We start from the raw sequence: 22,335 nt of genomic DNA, 5'->3' as shown, positions 1-22,335 counted from the left end.
CCAGCGCATCGAGGCAAACCAAATCACCTTGAACTGCACTTGTGTATAACTGTATTTATGTGTAGATGTGGAAAGATTGATTATAGATACGATTCTGATCGACTGAGGGCAGGAATACTAGTTAGCGCTTAAAGCGAAGTGCTGTAAACTAAAAATTTAAAGTGATATTCCCAACTTTATATTTACAGTCGGGATGTTGACCGGGATCCTGATGATAGACGGAACAAAAAAGCAGTGATATAGTGATCGCATCGGATACATATGCCAAAGGAATGCAGGGGGAGAACATGAGCGAAGCGAAAATTCTCGAACAGCTAGGCTGAAACATCGCTTCCCTATGGCTCTATCTCCTGAAGTAGTTTTAATCGCCGCCAGGCGATATTACGAGCGTGTCCACGTGCCATATCGCCGGAGTCTTTTATTTCTCTTTGGGAGTAGCCCCAGAGATTAATGATGCTACGCATTAGTGGACGCTAGCACTTTCTCCGGCCAAGGCGCCCTCGACATCCGCAAAAGAAACCCATTCACCATCTTCTTGACTGGATGGACGAGAAAGATTTTAGCACGGGCTTCAGACTGTTGATTGACCTTGGCTTACATCTATATGGGGTTACCTCACGAAACGGAAATAATCGTACGCTAACGAATTATTAAGCCTTGTTAGTCCAGGTTGAAGTGCACCTTAAGCTGTCGTCAACCGCAGTCTCAAAATTGTCTGGATAGGGTCTATTTTACTATTTTCTGACAGATCAGTCGCCGGTTCTATGAACCTAATCGGACACATCAACGGCTTAACGTACTTTATTTTCCGTTTCGTGAGGTGACCCCAAGGTACGGAGATACAATCATTATACGAGCTGTTTCGGCCGATGCTGGTCAGGCAAAGGAGCGTGTGGGGAAGATTGGCAGCCATCAAAGTTGCTCCTCTGCTGTTGACTCCCATAACTCCGCACATACAAAAAAAAACGCTAAGATATAGCGGCTGTAGGTTGTTTTTTTAATTATGATGAATCGTGATTTCCACATCATTATCTGAATCACCGACGCTGATCCGATATCCAGCAGCCATCAACGTTTGAATTAGCTCGTGCATCTTGGGATGATCCTTGACCATAGCCGGGAACCAGTCCAGTTTGTCACGAGTTAAAGATTTAACGACTCCGATAAATGTGTTTAATGGAACTTCTGTATATTTAATTTGCTTTTCCGAAAAACCGTGCCATTTATCAGCGAAACATTCCATTTCAACAAAATCCAAAATGATGAACTTAGAATGCATGACAGCAGGCGTACTTTTCAGGCATATAAATATTCTCGTTCGCGGTCGGCCATTCAGCAGATTATCTTTGATAAAGGGGATGTAAGGCTCCATTCGTTGTCTGGCGGACTCATATTGTCCCCTTAGGATTTCACCCGTTTCCTCTTTGATCGCTTTGAACTGTTTCATCTACTCCCCCAAAAAAAATTTAAAAATTGCACCAAACAATTCCCCTGGTTCGTTTGTGTTTATATAGAAGGGGGGCAATTCAGCATGGAGGATCCCTTGCAGCGTACGGGCAAGGATATCGCTCAAATCTACCGTCGGCATGCCCACACCGTCTATAAAGTCAGTTTCATGCTGCTCAGGAACGTAGTCGATGCCGAAGAAGCGACGCAGACCGCCTTTTTGAAGCTGATGCAGTCAGACATGACCTTCCGCGACAACGAACACGAGAAGGCTTGGCTCATCGTGACCGCCCGCAACCATTGCCGCAATATGCTTAAGCATTGGTGGAGGCGAATGCGAACGACGCTGGAAGAAGCCGATCAGAGGCTGCTCGCGGAGGAAATCAGGCATGACGAGACGCTCGGCGAAGTGCTGGCCCTGCCTGCAAAATACCGTCTGCCTATTTATTTGTTTTATTACGAAGGGTACAGCACGAAGGAAATTGCGGAGCTTCTCTCCATTAAGGAAGCGACGATCCGCACGCAGCTACATACGGGCAGGAAACTTCTGAAGCTGCAGATAGGTGGTGAAGGCGATGACTGAGAAGGAGCTGATCGACCGTCTTGCCCGGATGGGACCTACGGACAAGCAGACGGATCGCATGCTGGAGCGGATTTTGAACCCGGCAGCGAAGCCCAGATTTGCCCTCAAGCAAAGCTACCGGATCGCACTGCCCGCACTCGTCATTTTGTTGTTTTCGCTCTATTGGCTGCCTGCTTTGCAACAGAAGCAAAACAAAGAGATTCCGCAGTTGACAACCGTCGTTGCTCCTTTCGCCGCAGAATTCGGCCTTCCCAGAGGGGGCAAGTCGATCCATATCGGAACGTTAGGGAAGTTTCTGAATTATAACGGCAGCCGGTACACGTTTCTGAAGAATGGTGCGGCATACGACCTTTCCGGCTGGAAGGTTGAAGAGCAAGACGCGTTGGGTACGCTGCAATATGATATTGCGGCGGATATCCAAAACGGCGGAACGAAGGGGTACAGCAGCCGCGACTTGGCCACGACGTACATGAACGGAGGCACAATATATGCGCTGCCCGGCTACGCCCCCGCGTTCAGGCTGGCAGTATCCTATGAAGGCCGATACTATATCGCCGAGTTGTCGGGCAAGACGGACGACAGAGTAATCGACGCAAAGGAATTCGTCTCGTTAGCCGATCTTAGTCGGATGACAATGCGATTAGAGTGGCTGGATCATCAAGGGACGACGGTTATGCGAGTCTGGGACGCCAAGAAGGATATCCGCAAGTGGTCCAACCTGATCGCCGAGAGCATACCTTTGGAAAAGCTGACGGACGAACAGTACGAGCGCCTGGCTAAAGCGCGACTGTCGGACAGATCCTGTCAGGCCAGATGGGTGCTTCGGGACGGAACATCCATCGTCATGTATCTCGTGCCCGATCTCTCCCTGCTTACGATCGGCAACGGCAACTACGAATTGAGCAAGACGTTTCTGGAGACATACTCAAAAGAATTTCTACTAACCGACTGAAAGGATAGATGACAATGAATACAACGATAAAAAAAGCTTTCGTGACCATTACAGCAGTTTCTTGCCTCGCATGCGGAGCTTCCCTGGCTGCCGCGCAACCTCTGGAGATCGTACCGATCAGTGCGCCGATTAACGGTGAAATTATTCCGATCAGCGCTCCGATTAACGGGGAGATCGTGCCGATCAGCGCGTCCGATTATGTGATCGCGCATCAGAATAAGCTGGCGCCTGTTCGCGTATACGGTCAAGCCCCTTCTATTGAGGAGAAACGGATTACGCTCGAAAATAACAACGAAAACGCGGAGTTTCCGTCGATCGTCCTGAACATTGGAGAGAATACCCGCATTCTTAATGCGGTCGACGGACTGCCTATGAAGCTGGAGGACATTCGCGAGAACGAGACTCTGTACGCGTATGCAGGTCCTGCCATGACGAAGAGTTTGCCGCCGATCGCGGGCGCCGAGTTGATCCTCGCCGGCATACCGGCAGACTTCGCCGTCCCGACATACGCAGAGATCGAGAGCGTAGAGAAGGGGGAGGACGGCAGCGTTGTGCTAAAGACAAACCAGGATGTTGACTTTACAATAACAACGGATACAACTTTGATTCCGTTCCTGACGAAAAACATCATTACGGTCGACCATCTTAGACCGGGAAGCAAAGTGCTGGTGTGGTCGCAAGCTGTGACGGAAGACGGAAAGCAGGCTGCCGATGCCGGCACGGCGAACAAGGTCGTAGCGTTCCCTTATGAATACGCGGGATACGTAGAGGCAGGTTTGGAAGGGTTGTCGGTGAACGGGGAAGCGCTGGAGCTTACCGAGGATGAGGCGCCATATGCGGCAGACGGTCATCTTATGCTGCCGCTGCGCAAGCTGGCGGAAGCGCTTGGCTACGAGATCAAGTGGAACGCGGAGACAAGCGGCATCGAGGTGGTGAACGGCAATAACGTGCTGTACAGTCTTACGGCGCGCGGCTCGGAAGTGACGACGGGGGATGGCGAGACGCGTGAGCTTTTCGCAACATCCGTGGTGAAAGACGGAGTGACCTTCTTGACTGCGGATGATCTGATCGCGCTAAACGGAGTTAAGATTGTGAAGTAGGTCGTTGTCGCAAGCGTAAATAAAGAGAGCGGAATTTCCTCGAAAGGGGATGTTTCGCTCTCTTTTTTGCATTTGCAAAGATCAATTGAATTAAACGGAATGTTTTCGTATGATTTTGAGATAAGGCGAAAGGGGGTTGGCAGGGAACGATGATCGAAGAACATGTGTTGCGTTGGATCGAGCGGGCGGTTCATCCTGAAGCAAAAATAAAATCGATTGAACGTTTGATGGGCGGAGTGTCGACACCAATCCATCGTGTAATCATTGACGTGCGAGGAGAGGCGCACCGACTCGTGCTGAGGCAATACACGGATAAGGCGTGGCTGGAGAGCGAGCCGGATTTGGCGAAACACGAGGCAGAAAGCTTGCGGAAAGCATCAGGCACGGCGGATATTGATGCGCCGAACGTCGTTGCTTACGATGAGACGGGAAGCGAATGCGGATTGCCGACATTACTGATGACCCATCTGGATGGCCGCGTCGTGCTGGAGCCAGAGGATGTTCGGGCGTGGACGGATCGCATGGCCCGTAAGCTAACGCAGCTGCATGTTGGCGCGAGTACGGAGGGCTTCCCGTGGACGTATGGCGCTTACAGCGATGCGGCGAAGTTCGATGCTTCGGGCTGGACATCCGTTCCGGACCGCTGGAAGAGAGCCATTGAAATTCTGCTCGGGCCGAGGCCGGCGTTTGTTCCGAGATTTATTCACCGCGATTACCATCCGACGAACCTGTTGTGGGTGGATGGGGAGGTCAGCGGCGTCGTCGATTGGGTAAACGGCTGCATCGGCCCGGCGGGCATCGATGTCGGCCATTGCCGGGTCAATCTCGCGCAGCTTCACGGCGTGGAAGCCGCCGACGCATTTTTGGACAGTTACCGGCGTTATGCAGGCGACAACTTTGTCTATCACCCGTATTGGGATCTGGCCACCCTCGTCGACTACGCCTTTGGAGAACCGGAGGTCTACCAGGGATGGATCGATCTCGGCTTTGCCAAATTGACGAACGAGTTGGTGATGGAGCGCCTGGACGCTTATTTAGAGAGCGTGTTGGCAAGGGAGAACGAAATCTAAGAGCGGCTTTCACCGCTCGATGATCGAATTAGAGCGGTACGAATCTAAAGATTGATGGAAGGAGCGGAAATCGGCCGTCATCATTTTGATTTTTCTTTGCAGTCGAATACGCCGTTTGCGGTCCGTGCCGCAATGCATCAATTGATCCATCGTTTTGTCGAGCTTTTCCCGGAGCGTCAAAATAAAGCCGATCGCGACATGCGATTGCTCTATTTGGCGCAGATCGGCTGCCAATGCCAGGCCAAGCCGTTCATGGCGTACATTCGTGCGAGGCATGGCCAGATTGACGTCAACTCGCTCCGGCGTAAAGTCCTCTCTGTAATCCTGACCCGGAATTTGCTCCCAGAATGATTGCCACTCATCCAATACGCCAATTTCGTATAAATAATATTTAAGAAATCCGCATAACCATGCCGTACAGCTGGTATTTCTTTGGCCGCAGCCCAATCCGTCGGCGAGATGCGGGCAGCCTCTGCAGCAAGATCCTCCGTAGCTGATGCAAACGTTGCATATATGATGCGTTCCGAGCTCTCCGAGCGTCTTCATGCCGTCCACGATTAGCGCATTCCGGGTAAGAGAAACGGTATGTTCCCCCTCCGGGGAATCGTTCGACGCTTTCTTTGCTCCGATTGTCTGTTCGCTCATCGGTCAAACCTCCATGAAATCAAATATTCAAAAATTCAAATATAACTATTCAAGTATAGTGCAACTCCGCGAAAATGACAAAGGTTCTGGAGCGATTGGTCAACCTGAAAGCCGAATTATGGTATGATGGAGTAAGATGACCAAGAAGAAACAGGTAAGGGGCAGCTGCCGTGAATCAAGAAATTCCTCAATTCAAAGCGAATTTTTACAAAGCTCTCGCTCATCCGATGCGAATTCGGATTCTTGAGGTATTATGCGAGGGCGATCGGAACGTTAACGAGCTTCAGACCATTCTGGGCTCGGAAGGATCGGCCGTCTCGCAGCAATTGGCTGTATTAAGAAGCAAAAATGTTGTATATGGCATCAAGGAAGGAACAACGGTTATATACTCGCTCCGCGATCCGCTGATCAAGGATATGCTCGCCATTACAAAGCAAATATTCGACAACCATCTCGTTGACGCGATTTCGCTGCTGGAGGTCATTCGGAAGGAGCCCTGATAATAGGCAACTTCCGATTGACAATCTAACGGCGAGGCGTTAGTATTTCATATATATTCAAATATTTAAATATATGAAGAAAAGAAGGTTGTACAAATGAATGGGTCGGGGAGATACGCGGGTTATCGCGCGGGGTCGTTTCGGAACGATTTGTTATCCGGCTTCATTGTAGGGATTATTGCCATTCCGTTAGGGATGGCATTTGCTATTGCTTCCGGCGTAAAGCCGGAGTACGGGATTTACACGACAATCGTTGCGGGCGTGCTCATCTCGGTGTTTGGCGGATCGCGTTACCAGATCGGAGGGCCTACCGGAGCGTTCGTTCCTGTTCTCTTGGCCGTGACGCTGCAGTACGGCTACGAAGGGCTTCTGACGGCGGGCATGATGGCCGGGGTGATTCTCGTGGCCCTGGGACTGCTCAAGGCGGGGAGCTTCATACGATTTATGCCGAAGCCGGTTATCATCGGCTTCACGACGGGTATCGGAGTCATTATCTTTGCTGGTCAACTTCCCGCATTCCTCGGTTTGGACCGAATCGACAAACACGAAAGTTTCCTGCTGAATGCCAGGGAAGTGGCGCTTCATCTCTCCTTCGTTAATCTATACAGCATCTTGACCGCTGCGATTGGCTTCGCGGGCATTCTGCTGTCTCGCCGATTCCTGCCTAAGATTCCGGCATCCTTGGTTGGCCTGCTGTTCTCCGCTGCTGCAGCAGTGCTGCTGTTCGACGGGAAAGTCGAGACGATCGGCTCATTGTACGGCGAGATCTCGAATACATGGCCAACGCCGCATATCCCTGCATTGTCCCTGGAGCTTGCGGGACAGCTGGCAGTGCCTGCATTGACGATTGCCATGCTGGGCGGTATTGAATCTCTGTTGTCCGCGGTAGTGGCAGACGGCATGACGGGAAGGCGCCATAACAGCAACCGCGAGCTGGTCGGTCAAGGCATCGCGAATATCGCCGCGCCTCTGTTTGGCGGAATACCGGCAACAGGAGCCATCGCGCGAACGGCAGCGAACGTAAAGTCGGGAGCCGTGTCCCCGGTCTCCGGCATCGTACACGCCTTGGTCGTGCTGGGAGTGCTGACGGCATTCGCGGAGTATGCTTCCCGTATCCCGCTTGCAAGCATGGCGCCGATCCTGATGGTTGTTGCCTGGAATATGAGCGAGCGCCATGTATTTATGGAGCTGCTGCGCGCTAGGAACGGCGGGTCACTGGTGCTGGCAACGACTTTTCTGTTGACTGTATTCATGAACTTGACCGTGGCAGTTCTGGTCGGGGTTGCGTTGTCATGCCTGTTGTTCGTCATCGGATTGCGGCAACATCGTTCAAACGCCCGGGTAACAAAAGATATGGAAGGTTAATCATAATAAATAATGGGTTTAACGTGAAATGACGACCTGCATTCCCGAGATAAAGGAGTGCAAGGTCGTCTATTGTTTGATGATTTTATGAGATATATGGAACGAGGCAACGTTCTCATGCCTTATTATTCGTTCTCCAAGCACAACCGTATCAGATCATGGACATCCGCCGTCGCGAGACATTCTACGGTATCGGCCGCGCCATAATAAATCTTCACCTCGCCTGACTCCTCGAGCACCATCCCGCCCGGGAATACGACATTGTTGCGGAAGCCGCCCGCCACCTCATAGTCAGCTTCGGGTACCAAGAGCGGCGACGTGCTCATGCCGCGTACTTGACTCGGATTCTCAAGATCCAACAGCATAATGCCTGCTGTATAACGCTTCTTCCACGAAGCCTCCCAGCCGTTTTTGCCTCGAGTCGGATCCAGATCGACCGCATGGAAGGTCGTGAGCCATCCTTGCTCGGTTTTGATCGGGGGCGCGCCTGGACCGATCTTGTCATTCGCATACGGCACCTGCTCGACAGCCAGCAGCAACTGGGAGTCGCCCCAGTAGCGCAGATCCGGCGAGCGGCTCAGCCACATGTCGAACCGATCGACTCCGCCTCGGCTGTATACGGGGAAGGGGCGCTCCAGACGTGTATAATGGCCGCCAATCTTCTCAGGGAACAGCACCATATTCCGGTTGTCCGGAACGGATAGACTGAGCACCTCGAAGGATTGGAAATCATCGGTGACAGCAATGCCGCCGCGTACGCCATGTTTCGTATCAACAGCAAAGCAAATATAACAACGACCCTCTATCACTGTGAGGCGAGGGTCGTATACCCGTTGAATCTCCTCATCATGCCAGCTCCAGCAAGGCATTGGCTGCACCGTCCATGCCACGCCGTCATCGCTGAAGGCCAGACCCAGATTGGTCGTATAACTTGGATATACCTGTTCTTCGCTTTCATTTCCATAATCATTGCGAAAGACCATCACATACTTGCCCTGATATTTGGCGACACCCGCATTGAAGACCATTGCCGGATGATAGGGAACATCCTTGGGCGCTAATATGGGATTAGCCGGGTGGCGAGTGATGAGCGCGCTCGATTGCAATGGACTTCCAAGATTGGCGTTCATAGTTATCCCTCTTTCTCCGATGTCGACTGAACGGACTGCTCGCCGGAGATCCAAGATCCCGATGAGCAGTCCGCTATACTGCCTTGATGTTTACAGGATGAGCAGCTTGGCAGTAGGCTTGATTGATCCTACTTGAAATCGCTAATATATAATACGGAGTCCGGCTTCTCTTTCAGCCAGTCGCTGTAGAACTGATCGATCTTGGTGCCGCCGGCACTGTTCCACAGCGCCTGTACATCGGCTAATGCTTGTTCGGTTGTGTATTTACTGCCGCTGACAATCGCCTTTCTCCACATATCGCCCATCGTTTCCGTGTTCTTCAGGATAATCTGCAGATCCGGCGACAAGCCTGGCCAATTGATAATCGGGTTGGCATACGCATGATCAGGATTCAAATATGCCGCATGCGCAGCCTCGATAATCGCTCTAAATGATTTCTCCGCCGGAACATCCATATTAAGCTTGACCTCTGCCTGCTCCTTCTTCGGAAGGGTGATGAAAAAGCTTAGCATATTATAATCAAGCATGCCTACGAGCTCTGCTTTGTTTTTCTCTGCGTCGATCGGCAGCGCAACACCCTCGGCATCCTTGGTGTAATGCACACCTTCAATCCCGTTCTTGAGCGTCATGGTTGTATCTTCTGTCACCAGGAAGTCGATGTATTGCATAACCGCTTTCGGATCCTTGGCTTTGGCGTTAATAGCGGTTGTCATCTGAATCGGCGATTTGTATTGCGGATTAAATGTTCCATAAGGCCCCTCCGGCAACGGCATTACGTCGATCACTGCCTCCGTATTGTTCTTAAGCATGGATTTGTAAGCCTCCAGGAGCAAAGCGTTGTCGATGCCGCTGCTCGAAATATAAATCCCAAGCTTGCCGCTAACCCATTGCTGCTTGGCGACTTCTCCCGTCTTGTCCGTCAAGAAATCCTTGTCCACAATTCCAGCCTCGAAGAGACGCTTCTGGAAGTCGGCTGACGCCTTGGCTTGTTCTCCAACTGCCGGATTCACCATTTGTCCGTCCTGGACAAATCGGCCGCCATTCTGGAATATCGCGTTGAAGAGAACTTCCGCATTGCCGCCGCCCATATTGATGCCGAAGGTATCTCGCTCGCCATTGCCGTCCGGGTCCTGCTCCCTAAAGGCTTTGGCGACTTCAAACAACTCCTCGGTCGTCTTTGGCATATCAAGCTTCAGCTTATCCAGCCAATCTCTGCGAATCAATACGTACGAATTGGTCTTCAAGCCTTGAACCCGTCCAACCAAATAAGTACCGCCGTCACCCATCTGACCGAGGGTGAGCAGTTGCGGATATTTCTCTGTCATCTGCTTGTAGGTGGTGCTATGCTCCGCAATCAGATCATCCAGCTTCAAGAGCTGCTTCTGCGAATACAGCTGATTGAGAAATGAGCCGTCATATTCAAAAATCAAGTCAGGAGCATCCCCGGAGGCGAACAGCAGATTCAGCTTCTGTACCTGCTCGGATCGAGGGAACGGAACGAAATCAACACCAACCGGGCTATGTTCATTAATCCATTTGGACCAAATATTATTATCGACCGTGCCTGCCGCCGGCGGTACATTCCCGCGATCGTATAAGGTGGCCGTAATCGTGCTGCGCTCTGTTCCTTGCGTTCCTTTGGAATCTGAATTCGAATTTGTATTCGACGAGCCGCATCCGGCGATGAGCGCAGGCACCAGCATGGCCGTGGCAGCTGTCATCAAGCTTTTTTTCCAACGCATATTCATTTGATTACCCCCATTAATAGTATAAGTGACGGATAACGCTTACCCTTTGATCGCACCGATCATAACGCCTTTGACGAAATACTTCTGCAAAAACGGATATACGGCTAACATGGGAATCAGCATCACGAACAAAGCTGCGGCCTTGATGGATTCAGGCGTCATCTGCTGCACAGATTCAGACTGAATATTGTTGAGCTCCTGCAGCAAGGTCTGGCTCTGAACCATCTGCTGCACCATAACCGCGAGATTGTGCTTGGTTGTATCATGTATAAATATCATCACGCTGTAGAAGGAGTTCCAATACCCCACGGCATAAAATAGCGTAAGCGTCGCAATCACCGGCATCGACAGCGGGAGCACAATCTGCAGCAGCTGTCTGTACTCGCCGCAGCCATCGATCTTGGCCGATTCCGTTACTTCCTCGGGAATCCCCTCGAAGAAGGTGCGCATGACCAGCATGTTATACGTACTGATCAAGCCGCTCAACCACAATGCCCAGTAGCTATTAATAAGACCAAGCGATTTCAGGACGAGAAAGGTAGGGATTGTGCCCCCGGCGAATAACATCGTGAACACAATAATCAGCGTAAATGATCTTCTTGCATAGAACTGCCGCTTGGACAACGGGTACGCCGCCATTACGGTGAACAGCATACTTAGTCCCACGCCCACGACTGTCAGAATAATGCTGTTCTTGAAAGCTTCCAAGATTCGCGTGCCGTCAACCAACGATCGATACGTCTCGAAGCTCCAGCCAACCGGCCACAATGTAACCTTCCCGGACAAGATCGCATGATTATCGCTCAAAGATACAGCGAGCAAATGGATGAGCGGAAGCAGGCAGCTTAATCCTGCCAATGCCAGAATACAATAGTTGATGCCATAAAACCATTTTTCACCACGAGTCGCTTTCATCGCAAGCCACTTCCTCCCCTCCGCTAGCGAATGGCGTCATTCGTCTACACTTCATGTCTGACTACCACAGGCCGCGGCCAAATCTCCGGGCTACCAGATTGGCGCTGAATACCAGCACAAAACCTACGACCGATTCGAACAGGCCCATGGCCGAGGTCAGGCTGAATTGCCCGCCCTGAATACCTACCTTGTAGATATAAGTACTGATAACCTCCGATACGTTGTAAACGCCTGAATTCTGCAGGACATACACCGGATCGAAGCCGACGCTCATGACATTGCCCATCTGCAAAATCAACAGCAGTACGATTGTCGCACTTATCCCTGGCAGCGTAATATGAATGATCTGCCGCCATTTGCTGGCGCCATCCATACTGGCTGCCTCATAGAGGGACGGGTTAATGCCCGTAATGGCGGCGAGGAAGATGATCGTGCTGAAGCCTGCTTCTTTCCATATGCCAGATCCCAAAAAGATAGATATCCAAGAGGTTTCGTTATACAGAAAGGAGAACGTCTTCCCAGTCAATCGCTCTAAGAGGGCATTAATAATTCCGTTCTGCTCGGCAAACATCGTCACTACAATCCCGCCCACAATGACCCAGGAGAAGAAATGCGGCAAATATACGAGCGTCTGCACCCATTTTTTGAACCACTGCTTGCGAACTTCATTTAACAGAACGGCCAGCAGGATCGGAATAGGGAAGCCGATGACAATGTTCAGAACGCTCAACACCAGCGTATTGCGAATGATGTTCAACGTCTGTGGATTGCTGAACAGAACTTCGAAGTTACCAAGTCCGGTCCACGGACTGTGGAGAATGCCATCGGTAAAATTGTAGTTCTTGAACGCCATAACCGAACCAAGCATAGGTACATATTTGAAGATGAAATAGAACAGAAGCACAGGCACAAATAAAGAAAGCAACGGCAGGTTTTCTCGGAATCGCCGCTTTGCTTCCCGTCGGCGCCGCTCATTATTGCGCAACTCCAGCATATCGCCAACTGCGTTTGCCACTTGCAACCTCCTCACTCTTACCAACAAGCTTGCTTATGATGTGGTACCACCCATATATCGACTATAGGCTACGTTCTCCGGTTTGTTCAATCGTCATGTTTCGGCGTATCTCCAATTAGTAGAAAATGCCGGTTTGACAGCCATTGCGATAATTCCGGCAATCGCTTTTTTTCCGAAGGGGTGAAAGATGAACGCAAAAAAGCCTGTAGCAGCTATTCCAACGGGTAGCTGAACAGGCATGTTGCCGTCAATGTTGTTGTTTGCGATAATCGCCGGGCGTCATTCCATAGTGCTTCTTGAAGCTGCGAATAAAGGTCATTGGATTGGTATAGCCGACTTGAACGGCAATCTGCTGAACCGTCTCATTTGTCTCCATCAGCTGCTTCTCCGCATGCCCCACGCGGAGCTTGGTCAGATAATCTACAAATTTATCGCCAATCTCGTCGCGAAACAATGCGCTCATATATTTGCCGCTGATCCCGAACCGTTCCTCCAGCGCGTTCAGTGAAAGTTCCGGATTCGCATAATGCTGCTCGATATAGTGACGAACCTCTTGCATCCGGTTATAATGCTTGCGCGATTCGCGATGCTCAACGAGCCGCTCATCCATCTCGGAGAACAATTCGGCGAGCCGCTGTCTCGTCTCCTCAATTGTCTCCATTCCGCCCAGAATGCGTTCCAGGGCGGGATACATCTCATTGCTCCATAACGTCTGCACCTCTTCGGAGAGCTCCATCATTTCTCTGCGAAGCATATGAATGATGTGGTTGATGAGATAATAGACATCGTTTTTGGCGAATCCGCCAACCGCCAAATCCTGGAACAGAAGCTGCAGCTCATCCTTCCAGCGCTCTTCGCCGATCCGATAGGCATGCGTGAATGAACGTATCTTCGGCATCAGCTTGTAAACCTCGCGATGGCTTTCGACGTTCAACTCCTTGTATTCAATGACCCGTCCGCTCCCATTGATGAACTTGTCATTCAACGCCTCCTGTGCCTCCGAATGAATCAGATACAATTGCTCGGTATCGGTGATCGTCCTGCTGACTCCGATGGAGATCGTAAAATCAAGGTTTTTCTTGACCCAGGCAGACAGCTCGGCCAATATGGCTGCCGACTTGTGCTCCAATCCGCTTGCAATCGGCTTCTCGGCATGAGCTTCATCGGTACTCCGCTTATGGAAGAGCAATATCGTCATCCGATGCCCTTCGAGCCATTCTGCCCATGCCTTCGCTTGTTGCTGCTCGGCCATCTCCCGAAGGACGCTATTCAAGACAAACTGAAATAAATATTGATCGCGCGTCGAATATTTGCTTGAAAAGTCGGCATGATGATCCACCTCGGCGATTGCGACGGCTATTTCTTCATATCCGGCGTCTACCTTTAGCTTGACAGCTTCCTTGTCCCATTCCTCCCGGTTCCAGATCATATTGCCGGCCGTCAACTCACGGAATGTGTGACGCCGCTTAAAGGTCAAGCCTTCTTCTTGCTCTTTCTCATATTCCAATACCTGTGTGGTTAACTGTTGAAAGGCCTCTTCGATAAATTTCAACTCATCCTTGGTCTGCTGCGGCTGCTGCTGAAAGATTGGATGTTTGGCTGAGCGGAAATAGACGATGCGTTGCATAATGGTATGTATCGGCTTGTATTGACTGCGCGACGTGTAGATGATCCATGCGATGCCGAGAATAAGCAGGATAACGGCAATACCCAGCATGAGCGAGAATAGGCCAGAGCTGAACGAATACAGGGAACGATCCCGGATTCCGGTCTGGATCTCCCAGCCGGTATAGTCGGAGACGTAGCGATGAAGGATCTCGACCTTCTCTCCCCCGGATGGGGCAAACAGCTCTTCGCCATTCGTCCCGATCAGGTGGGCGCTGCTGATGTCAGCGGCTGCATTCATCGAATCAACCAGTTGTTTAAGCTCCGACACCCTGACATTAACCACGATCAAGCCCGTTTGACCCAGCGGAGGCGGATAATTGCTAACCAAGGATACGACTTGTCCGGTCTGATCCGCATATTTGCCGCGATACGTTCGCGTATCGGACCATTTATAATCATATTCGTTTTCCTTGAGCCAATTGCTGATAAAGGCTTTCTCTCCATGCTGCTCAAGTGATAGATACATCGTATCCGACAACACGCTCTCATCCTGTGTTCGGTACAAATAGAGGGAGTCGATCAACGGATTGGATACCTTGATTTTATCCAGCTCTTTTAATGTTTCATACTTATGAAAATATCCTTCACCAAGCTCTTTTTCATGAAAATAAGATTTGATCGTGTCATTTTGCAAAGCGGAATGCAGGAGTTGATTCTCCACGCTTTTTAGATTAAAATCCACCACCTGCTGGACATGCTCGGCAAAGACGCCATTGGCTCTGACAATATCTTTTTTAGACTGCTGGGTCAGGGTCAGAAATGTACCCGCAAGCAGGACGAAGATGATTAACAATAGTAAGGGTAAATAGGACAGCATCTGTTTTTTGAACCACCAAGGACTCATCATGCTCTCAGCCTCCATTCCTTATTATTTTATCCAGAACATTGCGAGTCTCTCCGGTTAGTCCTGTCGTCTGTTCCATAGCCCCTATCCGAACTGATAGTCCATGTTATTGTATGCGCTATCCTTTTTCACTGCAATATGTTATATATGAGAAAATAAGAATTGTTGTTTTGTCATCGTTGCGATGGCGACGGCGCTTGCCGCTTGCGGCAGCGCAGGGAACGCCAACAACGCTTCGAGCGCGCCAGCGCAAAATACGGCCGCTCCGGAACGGCAATCGGCAGAGACGGTTGAGTTGACGATCTCGGCGGCAGCGAGCTTAACCAATGCTTTGAAGGAGATTCAGAAGTCCTATGAAGCGACAAACGGCCATATTAAATTAAGTTTTAACTTCGGAGCGTCCGGCGCGCTGCAGCAACAGATCGAGAACGGGGCTCCGGTCGATTTGTTCTTGTCGGCGACTGTTAAGAATATGGCGGAATTGGTTGACAAGGGTCTGATAGACGAGAGCCGGCACACCAATTTGTTGAACAACGAGCTTGTTGTTGTTGTTCCCGTCGACGGCAAGGTGTCGATTGAAGCTGCGGAGGATTTGACAAAAGCGGAGGTCAAGACCGTTGCGATTGGCATTCCGGAAAGCGTGCCTGCCGGCAATTAAGCCAAGGAAGCGCTGACGAACGCCAAGCTGTGGGACGCTCTGCAAGCCAAGACAGTGCAGGCCAAGGACGTCAAGCAAGTGCTGCAATATGTAGAAACGGGCAATGCGGATGCCGGATTCGTATATAAAACGGATGCGCTCATATCGGGTAAAGTCAAGGTGGCGTTTACAGTTGACGCTGCGACTTACAAGACGATTCAATATCCGATTGGCGTCGTAAAGGTGACCAAACATGCGGCGGAAGCGGCGGATTTGTATACATTCTTACAGTCTCAAGAAGCGCTTGATGTATTCGTGAAATACGGCTTCTCTCCTGCCAACTGATTGTGGCGTTCATGAATTGGAATGACTTCTGGCTGCCGATCCGCCTTTCTCTCCAAGTTGCTTTGTTGTCAAGCGTTGTTGTGGTCGTGCTTGGGGTGGCGGTCGCATGGTGGATGGCGCGTCGATCTTTTAAAGGGAAGATCGTGCTTGAAACCGTATTTATGTTGCCGCTGGTGCTTCCGCCTACGGTTGTAGGTTTTTTATTGTTGGTGATGTTGGGGAGAAGAAGCTGGATAGGGGAGTGGATGGAATGGCTGTTCGATGCGCCGATCATCTTTACCTGGTGGGCGGCTGTCATTGCTTCTGTCGTCGTCGCTTTTCCGCTTGTCTATCAAACCATGAAGGTCGGATTTGCTTCTGTTGACCGCGAATACGAAGATGCGGCCCGTTCGAGCGGAGCAAGCGAGTGGGAAGTATTCCGGTACGTGACACTTCCTCTCGCGATGCGCCAGCTCGTCTCGGCCTATATTCTGGGCTTCGCTCGCAGTCTCGGCGAGTTCGGCGCCACGCTTATGATTGCGGGGAATATTCCAGGGAGAACGCAGACGATCCCGACGGCCATCTATGTTGCGGGTGATTCGGGCAACACGGCTATGGCCTGGGCCTGGACCATCGTTATTATAGCTATATCTTTTCTGCTGCTTCTGACTACAGGGCGCAAGACTTCCTAGCAGTACCAGAGATACATTATTGCTCCGCAGGCGAAATGCGGTAGGCGTAGCGTCCATTCGCATCCGCGACGGCGCCGTCGACGGCGCTCAGCGACCAGCCGAAGGAGAGCGCGTCTGCGAGCGAAGCCGCTTCGGCTGCCGTCAGAGCAGCCGCGACCGCTTCCGCGCCGGGCTCAAGGATGAGCTCCGCATCCTGCCTCAAAGCGACGAAGATCCAGCTATGGATGCCGCGAATCGTGTTGTATTTAATCTGGTAGCCGTTCTCAACGGCTGTCTTTAATGTATCCGGCTCCTCGGCGGCGAGGGTCTTCAAGCCGGCGTAGTCGAACTGGAACTTGCTGTCGTCCTTCGGCAGATCGCCGCTCTTGACCCGTGCGATCAACTCCTCGTTCGACCAGCCAAGCGACTTCAGCGATTCGAGCTGAAGCGCGTCCCACTGCGAAAGTTTAGTTCGGGTTTCGTTTGGTTGAGCCATGTTTAATCACTCCTTCATTTATGAAGATCAACAAGTCCCTGTACAAAAAGACGCTCCCGGCCAGGCGTTGGCCGGCCGGGAGCAGCTGCTATCAAATGTTTTCTTATTTGCTTGCTTTATAAGCGTTCAGGAATTCCTTCGCTTTGGCTGCGTCGGCTTTAAGTTCCAGACCTGTATCCACGATCGGGCTAAGCGTAGAAATTGCCTTGAATTTGTTGCCGCCGTAGTAGGTGATAAAGTCTTCTTGGTTGATGGAGTACAATACGGCTTTGCGCAGATCCGCGCTCTCCGCGACCGCGCGGTTTTTCGTGTTGAACAGCAGATACGATACCGCGTTGCTTGGCAGCGTCTGCAGTTGCAGTTTGCTATCGCCCTTCACGATGTCGAATTTCGTCTCGGACACGGCGTAGTACAGATGAATCTCGCCGCTGCGAAGCGCCGCAAGGGTGCTGTCGGCATCTTTGATGAAACGGACTTTAATGCTGTTGATTTTCGGAGCGTGATCCGTGCCGGTCATGTAAGCAGGGTTTTTGTAAAAGATCGCTTCGTAATCGTTTTTGTACGACAGGATGTAAGGACCGCTAGTGTACAGCGTATTGTTGTACGCGTTGCCTTCCGTAACCGTGTTTTGGTCGCCGTAAGGGATATCCTTGTTCGGGTCGAACTTCGCCACGTCGTATGTGTTGATTGCTTCTACTTGCTTCTTGGATACGATGCCCGCGGACTGGTGAGCCAGGTAGTTCAGCACTTGCGGGAACGGCTCCGTTGTTGTCACTTTGACGACTTGGTATTTGCCAGCGCCGTTGTCGGCTTGCGTTTTGTCGGACACAAGGGAGGCAATTTTCGTATCCAGACCTTCTTCAAGAGCGGCTTTAATCGTCTGGTCGCTGCCGGATACTTTGATGCCTTCCAGAGAGGCTACGTCCGTAACGACTTCAGCGCTTTTAATATGCTCGTGCAGCGTGTATGTGCGGTGATCCGGAACGGAATCCTTGTTCTTCGCACGGTCAAGCGAGAAGATGACATCGTCCGCGCCTACGCGCTCGCCGGTGTCGACAGCCAGCTTGTCCTTAACGGCGGCGAAGTTGATGTCGTCGCGAAGGATGAAGTAGTAGTCGGAGTTGCCGTCGGCGATAGCATGATTAAGCGACAGGGAGCCTGCGGATGTCACTTTATCGTCGTCCGTAAGGTTAACGAGGCGAACGTATTGGTTCGTGTTGATGATGTTGATGGAACCGTCATTGCCCTTGATCGGGTCAAGCGATGTCAATGTAGGCATAGTCGATTGCAAGACCAGCGCGTCTTTGTCGCGTTTCGCTGTATCGTTGAAGTCAAGCTCTTCCCAAGGCAGGGAGCGGGACTTGGACAGACGAACGGAATCCGGGTTCAGCACGTCCTTGTTCAGCGCCTGGGATTTCAGCGAGCTGTAGAGCGGAGCGATATAAGCGTTATCGAATACGAGCTTTTGCTCGAAATCTTTGTACGTCGCTACAAATTGTTCCGGCGTTTGAGCTGCCGCTTGCTCGATCAAAGCATCGATGTCGGCATCGGACATTATGCTGTAGTCGCCGCCTGTCTTGAACAGCGAGCGAACCGCGTAGTCCGGGTTGCCTGTTACCGTTGTCCAGCCGGACAACGATACGTCGTAGTTGCCTGCGTCTTGTTGAGCTTTGAAACTGCTGTAGTCGGCTTGTACGTTAAGCTTGACGTTGAAGCCGTTTTTGTTCAGCTGATCGCGGACGATGTTAAGATCCGCTTCATTGGCGCTCATGCCGAGCACCTCGATGTCTACCTTGCTGTTGTCGACGACTTCCGAGCCGGTCGTAGGCGACGGTGATTCTGCTACGTCGTTTTTGGTGGTCAGCTTGCAGCCGCTTAACACGATGGATAAGCTGAGCAGCAGCATCGCTCCGAGTTTGACTTTGTTCTTCATGGTGTTCCCCTCCTAAAGATATGTTTGTATATGTTAACTCACATTCATTCATCGTCCAGTCATGGTATCGAAACATAGAAGTCGATGGAATATGAATGAGGTTACGACAAGGAATAAGACTTTGGCGTTTTTCTAATCCAGCTTCGGATCCAGCGCGTCGCGCAGGCCGTCGCCAAGGAAGTTAAACGACAGCACGAGGGCGATAATCGCCAGGCCAGGGTAGATCGCCGTATAGGAATGGGTCTCCAGGTAGGCGCTGCCCAGCTTCAGTATGTTGCCCCATTCCGGAATATGCGGCTCTACGCCGAGACCCAGGAAACTTAGGCTGCTCGTCGAGATAACGGCCGTACCGATTGTCAACGTGGACTTTACGATCATCGGCGCCAGCGAATTCGGGACGATATGCTTGAACAGAATCGTTAGATCGCTGGAGCCGAAGGCTCTTGCGGCTTGTACATATTCCAGCGTAGATACCAGCATGACGTTTGCCCTCATCGTCCTGGCGTAGGTCGGAATTGCGCCGATGCTAAGCGCCAGTATGAGGTTGGTCGTGCTGGCGCCGAAAGCAGCGATAATGGCAATAGCCAGCAGGATGCCGGGAATCGCATACAGAATATCCAGAGCCCGCATAATTATATTGTCCGTTTGACGGCCGTAGTAGCCGGAGATTGCGCCAAGCGCTCCGCCGATAATGACGGGGATGAGCGTGGACAGCAAGCCTACGACAAGCGAGATCCGGGCGCCGAATACGATGCGCGAGAATAGATCGCGTCCGAAGTTATCCGTTCCCAGCGGGTATTCCAAGCTCGGAGGCTGGAAGATCGCTGCATAATTATTATCGATAGCCATGCCGTAATCGAAGGTCAGGTAGCTGCTGATGGACAAAGCGAGCAGGAACAAAATAAAGAGCAGGCCCAACATCGAAGTCGAGCTTCGGGACAAACGGTCGATAATATCGCCAACCTTGGAGCCGGACGTATAACCCTTGTCGCGAAGCTTCGAGATCAGGAGCAGGCCAAGGAACAAGGCGAACAGGTTGCCCGTAGCGGCGGTGGCGATCAGGATCAAGGCTACGCCCCACATCCAGCGGGGAAGCTTGGTCCCGTTCGCGGATTTGGCGATGAGAAGCAGCGCAACGAGCTGGACGACGGCCGATACCAGCAGAAGGAACATGCCGGGCAGGAAGCCGTTCGACACATAGGGCTTGAACAGGTTCAGCGACGATACGGCGAATACGAGCAAGGTCGTAAGCAGTGTATACACCGCTAGCGTGTAAGCCGCCGTCTTGCGCTTCTTGACAAGCTGGAACGCTGCGGTGGCTGCGAATACGTTAGCAGTGAACAAGCTAAGCATCAGCAAGTAGCCCATTATTCGGGTACCGGCAGTGATCTCGCCTATGGCAATCAGATTGCGGCGAATGAGCAGCCAAACGACAAATTGCAGGGCCGCGAAGACGAGATAGGCGACACCAACGGCCAGAACGGCAGGACGGAAAGCACCTTCATCAGGCACATAACTGTTCAGTAGAAGAACAAGTCCCAGCGCGAGCGTAATGATGCCCGCAAAGCTGGCTTGTCCATACTCGGGCGCCGACTTCAGCCGGAAGTTGAGCTCTTGTTTAGTCAAAGTAATATTCATCCTATAAGCACCCTTTAAGAGGTTGTTCAAAAAGTCCGCTTCCCATTACGAAGTATTCCTTGAGGCCTACTCGACATCGAATATTGAATGCAGCCGAACCTTCCGTTGCTCACGTAGCTCTGCTACGCTCCGCTACTCAGTTTCTAGCCGCCTTCAATCTTCTCGGTACTGAGAACCGAACTTTTTGAACTCACAGTTTAATATTGTTTCATCTTGGATCGGATTCGCGGATCGAAGAACGCGTACATCAGGTCAACGATGACGTTGACGATCGAGATCGTAATAGCCGTGTAGACGACGCCGCCCATGATGGCCGGAATATCCGGAATGAACTGCTTGTCGACGATGTAGCTGCCGATTCCGTTAATATTGAATACCTTCTCCGTAACGGCCGCTCCGCCAAGCATACCGCCGAATTGAAGGCCGATGACAGTGATGATGGGAATCAGCGCATTGCCGACGGCATGCTTCCATAATACGTTGCGGCGAGCAAGACCCTTGGCCCGAGCCGTAATAATATAGTCCTCGTGAATGACTTCCAGCGTGGAGGAGCGCGTCATTCGCGCAACCGCTGCAGTCAATCCGGTACCAAGCACGACGATTGGCATGATCGCAGAAAGCCAGTTGTTTGGATTATAGGTTGCCGGCAGCCAGGACCAATTGATTGAGAAGTTCAAGATGAAAATCAATCCTTGCCAGAAATTCGGGATGGACAGTCCGAGCAACGCAATGAACATAAACGTATAGTCAAAAAAAGAATTCGGCCTTGTCGCCGATATAATGCCGATAGGCAAGGCGATAATAACGGCGATCACTGTGGAGATCAGCGTTAACGTCAACGTGACCGGGAACTTGTTCGCGATGGATACCGTTACGTCTTCATTGCCGGCGAATGAACGACCGAGATCGAAGGTAAAGATATCTCTAATCGTGTTCCATAATTGGACAAGATAAGGCTGGTCCAACCCGTATAGACGATTAAAAGCGGTAATCTGCTCATCAGTGGCCGTTTCGCCAAGGATATTGGCGGCGGGACTCATGGGCGAGATGTACAGGATGGTGAAGACAAGGAAAGCGACGCCCAGAATGACGAACAATGCCATAAACAGCCGTTCGGCGATGTATTTCGCATAAGGGTTAGCATAAACGGCCATCAGGACATACATGGGAAGACCCAGCACGAACGTAAGGGCGGCGAAGAGAGGATAACCCATAAGCTCGCGATAGGTTTCCGAGAAAGTTAATTGCCCCTGCGAATGCCCGGCGGCGGAGGTTTCATGGATCCGCTCTTCGACAAGAACGTTAAGTTTGGCTTCCGCCAATCGTTCCGCTTCGGCGTTAAGCTGGTCCTTCGTAACGGACTGCCCGAAGAAACGGTGCTTGCGCGAGAGCCGGTCAATCGCCTCCGCCAGCAATTGCTCTTTCATTCCGGCAGCCGTCAGCTCGGAGCGAATTTCTTGCTTTCGCCTGGTCGAGCCGTCTCTTGTTTTACGGTATTGGTAAACTCCGAACAGGATCAACGTGATCGGCGCTCCGAGCAACAGCAACAAGGGGCGATAGGCAGGGTTAACGAACAGTTTATTATAGATGGAGGCAATACGATCAATGAAGCCGTATCCCGTTGCAGCAGCATCGCCAGTCAAACTATTCCGCTC

17 protein-coding genes and 2 pseudogenes are annotated in these 22,335 nt (G+C 51.4%); 8 read left to right on the top strand and 11 right to left on the bottom strand.

The genetic code is table 11. The features are described from left to right. Positions 1–997 precede the first annotated feature (997 nt). Complete coding sequence (locus tag KJW29_RS20630; RefSeq protein WP_214625981.1) at positions 998–1,447, bottom strand: hypothetical protein; 450 nt, start codon at positions 1,445–1,447, stop codon at positions 998–1,000. A gap of 84 nt (positions 1,448–1,531) precedes the next feature. On the opposite strand from KJW29_RS20630, the gene KJW29_RS20625 reads away from it, so the two are divergent. From KJW29_RS20625 to KJW29_RS20610, 4 genes are all read left to right on the top strand, one after another. Continuing rightward, complete coding sequence (locus tag KJW29_RS20625; RefSeq protein ID WP_187101871.1) at positions 1,532–2,029, top strand: RNA polymerase sigma factor; 498 nt, start codon at positions 1,532–1,534, stop codon at positions 2,027–2,029. Then, positions 2,022–2,981: a hypothetical protein gene (locus KJW29_RS20620; RefSeq protein WP_214625980.1), complete on the top strand. Its 960-nt coding sequence runs from the start codon at positions 2,022–2,024 to the stop codon at positions 2,979–2,981. Before KJW29_RS20625 ends, KJW29_RS20620 begins: the two co-directional genes overlap by 8 nt. Before the next feature lie 14 nt (positions 2,982–2,995). Further along, positions 2,996–4,081 (top strand): stalk domain-containing protein, encoded by a 1,086-nt coding sequence (locus KJW29_RS20615; protein WP_214625979.1) that lies wholly within the window; start codon positions 2,996–2,998, stop codon positions 4,079–4,081. 149 nt (positions 4,082–4,230) lie between these two features. Continuing rightward, entirely contained in the window at positions 4,231–5,151 is a 921-nt protein-coding gene (locus KJW29_RS20610) for a phosphotransferase family protein (protein ID WP_214625978.1), read from the top strand. A 9-nt stretch (positions 5,152–5,160) separates the two neighbouring features. Here KJW29_RS20610 and KJW29_RS20605 read toward each other — a convergent pair whose 3' ends face one another. Next, the gene (locus tag KJW29_RS20605; protein ID WP_214625977.1) at positions 5,161–5,796 is read right to left on the bottom strand and encodes a hypothetical protein; all 636 of its coding nucleotides are present in this window, start codon (positions 5,794–5,796) and stop codon (positions 5,161–5,163) included. Positions 5,797–5,966: 170 nt separating this feature from the next. Here KJW29_RS20605 and KJW29_RS20600 point away from each other — a divergent pair, with 170 nt between their 5' ends. Together KJW29_RS20600 and KJW29_RS20595 are read left to right on the top strand one after the other, a co-directional pair. Beyond that, on the top strand, positions 5,967–6,296 hold the full coding sequence (locus tag KJW29_RS20600) for an ArsR/SmtB family transcription factor (RefSeq protein ID WP_087571893.1): 330 nt from the start codon (positions 5,967–5,969) through the stop codon (positions 6,294–6,296). 96 nt (positions 6,297–6,392) lie between these two features. Continuing rightward, a pseudogene (locus KJW29_RS20595) lies at positions 6,393–7,649 on the top strand (SulP family inorganic anion transporter); the annotation flags it as partial. Between the two features lie 137 nt (positions 7,650–7,786). Here KJW29_RS20595 and KJW29_RS20590 read toward each other — a convergent pair. The 5 genes from KJW29_RS20590 to KJW29_RS20570 all read right to left on the bottom strand — a co-directional run bounded on the left by KJW29_RS20590 (position 7,787) and on the right by KJW29_RS20570 (position 14,984). Then, positions 7,787–8,791: a glycoside hydrolase family 130 protein gene (locus tag KJW29_RS20590; protein WP_214625975.1), complete on the bottom strand. Its 1,005-nt coding sequence runs from the start codon at positions 8,789–8,791 to the stop codon at positions 7,787–7,789. Positions 8,792–8,919: 128 nt separating this feature from the next. Continuing rightward, the gene (locus tag KJW29_RS20585) at positions 8,920–10,539 is read right to left on the bottom strand and encodes an extracellular solute-binding protein (RefSeq protein WP_214625974.1); all 1,620 of its coding nucleotides are present in this window, start codon (positions 10,537–10,539) and stop codon (positions 8,920–8,922) included. Positions 10,540–10,578: 39 nt separating this feature from the next. Continuing rightward, the gene (locus KJW29_RS20580; RefSeq protein ID WP_214625973.1) at positions 10,579–11,454 is read right to left on the bottom strand and encodes a carbohydrate ABC transporter permease; all 876 of its coding nucleotides are present in this window, start codon (positions 11,452–11,454) and stop codon (positions 10,579–10,581) included. A 61-nt stretch (positions 11,455–11,515) separates the two neighbouring features. Beyond that, complete coding sequence (locus tag KJW29_RS20575; protein ID WP_214631234.1) at positions 11,516–12,448, bottom strand: ABC transporter permease; 933 nt, start codon at positions 12,446–12,448, stop codon at positions 11,516–11,518. A gap of 268 nt (positions 12,449–12,716) precedes the next feature. After that, positions 12,717–14,984 carry a helix-turn-helix domain-containing protein gene (locus KJW29_RS20570; protein WP_214625972.1) on the bottom strand — a complete coding sequence of 756 codons (2,268 nt, stop codon included), beginning with the start codon at positions 14,982–14,984 and terminating at the stop codon, positions 12,717–12,719. Positions 14,985–15,165: 181 nt separating this feature from the next. On the opposite strand from KJW29_RS20570, the pseudogene modA reads away from it, so the two are divergent. Both modA and modB read left to right on the top strand, forming a co-directional pair. Next, positions 15,166–15,963 (top strand): annotated as a pseudogene (gene modA / locus KJW29_RS20565) (molybdate ABC transporter substrate-binding protein). 11 nt (positions 15,964–15,974) lie between these two features. Then, the gene (gene modB / locus KJW29_RS20560) at positions 15,975–16,634 is read left to right on the top strand and encodes a molybdate ABC transporter permease subunit (protein WP_214625971.1); all 660 of its coding nucleotides are present in this window, start codon (positions 15,975–15,977) and stop codon (positions 16,632–16,634) included. Positions 16,635–16,650: 16 nt separating this feature from the next. Here the strand turns inward: modB and KJW29_RS20555 are convergent, their stop codons facing one another. The 4 genes from KJW29_RS20555 to KJW29_RS20540 form a co-directional block, all read right to left on the bottom strand. Further along, positions 16,651–17,109, bottom strand: a complete 459-nt coding sequence (locus KJW29_RS20555; RefSeq protein ID WP_214625970.1) for a hypothetical protein — start codon at positions 17,107–17,109, stop codon at positions 16,651–16,653. A gap of 103 nt (positions 17,110–17,212) precedes the next feature. Then, entirely contained in the window at positions 17,213–19,042 is a 1,830-nt protein-coding gene (locus tag KJW29_RS20550; RefSeq protein WP_214625969.1) for an ABC transporter substrate-binding protein, read from the bottom strand. A 132-nt stretch (positions 19,043–19,174) separates the two neighbouring features. Next, entirely contained in the window at positions 19,175–20,680 is a 1,506-nt protein-coding gene (locus tag KJW29_RS20545) for an ABC transporter permease (protein ID WP_214625968.1), read from the bottom strand. Between the two features lie 197 nt (positions 20,681–20,877). Continuing rightward, complete coding sequence (locus KJW29_RS20540) at positions 20,878–22,323, bottom strand: ABC transporter permease (protein ID WP_214625967.1); 1,446 nt, start codon at positions 22,321–22,323, stop codon at positions 20,878–20,880. Positions 22,324–22,335: the final 12 nt, after the last annotated feature.

Source organism: Paenibacillus agaridevorans, from assembly GCF_018604145.1.
Taxonomy (GTDB): domain Bacteria; phylum Bacillota; class Bacilli; order Paenibacillales; family Paenibacillaceae; genus Pristimantibacillus; species Pristimantibacillus agaridevorans.
This window is presented reverse-complemented; position numbering and strand designations above follow the sequence as displayed.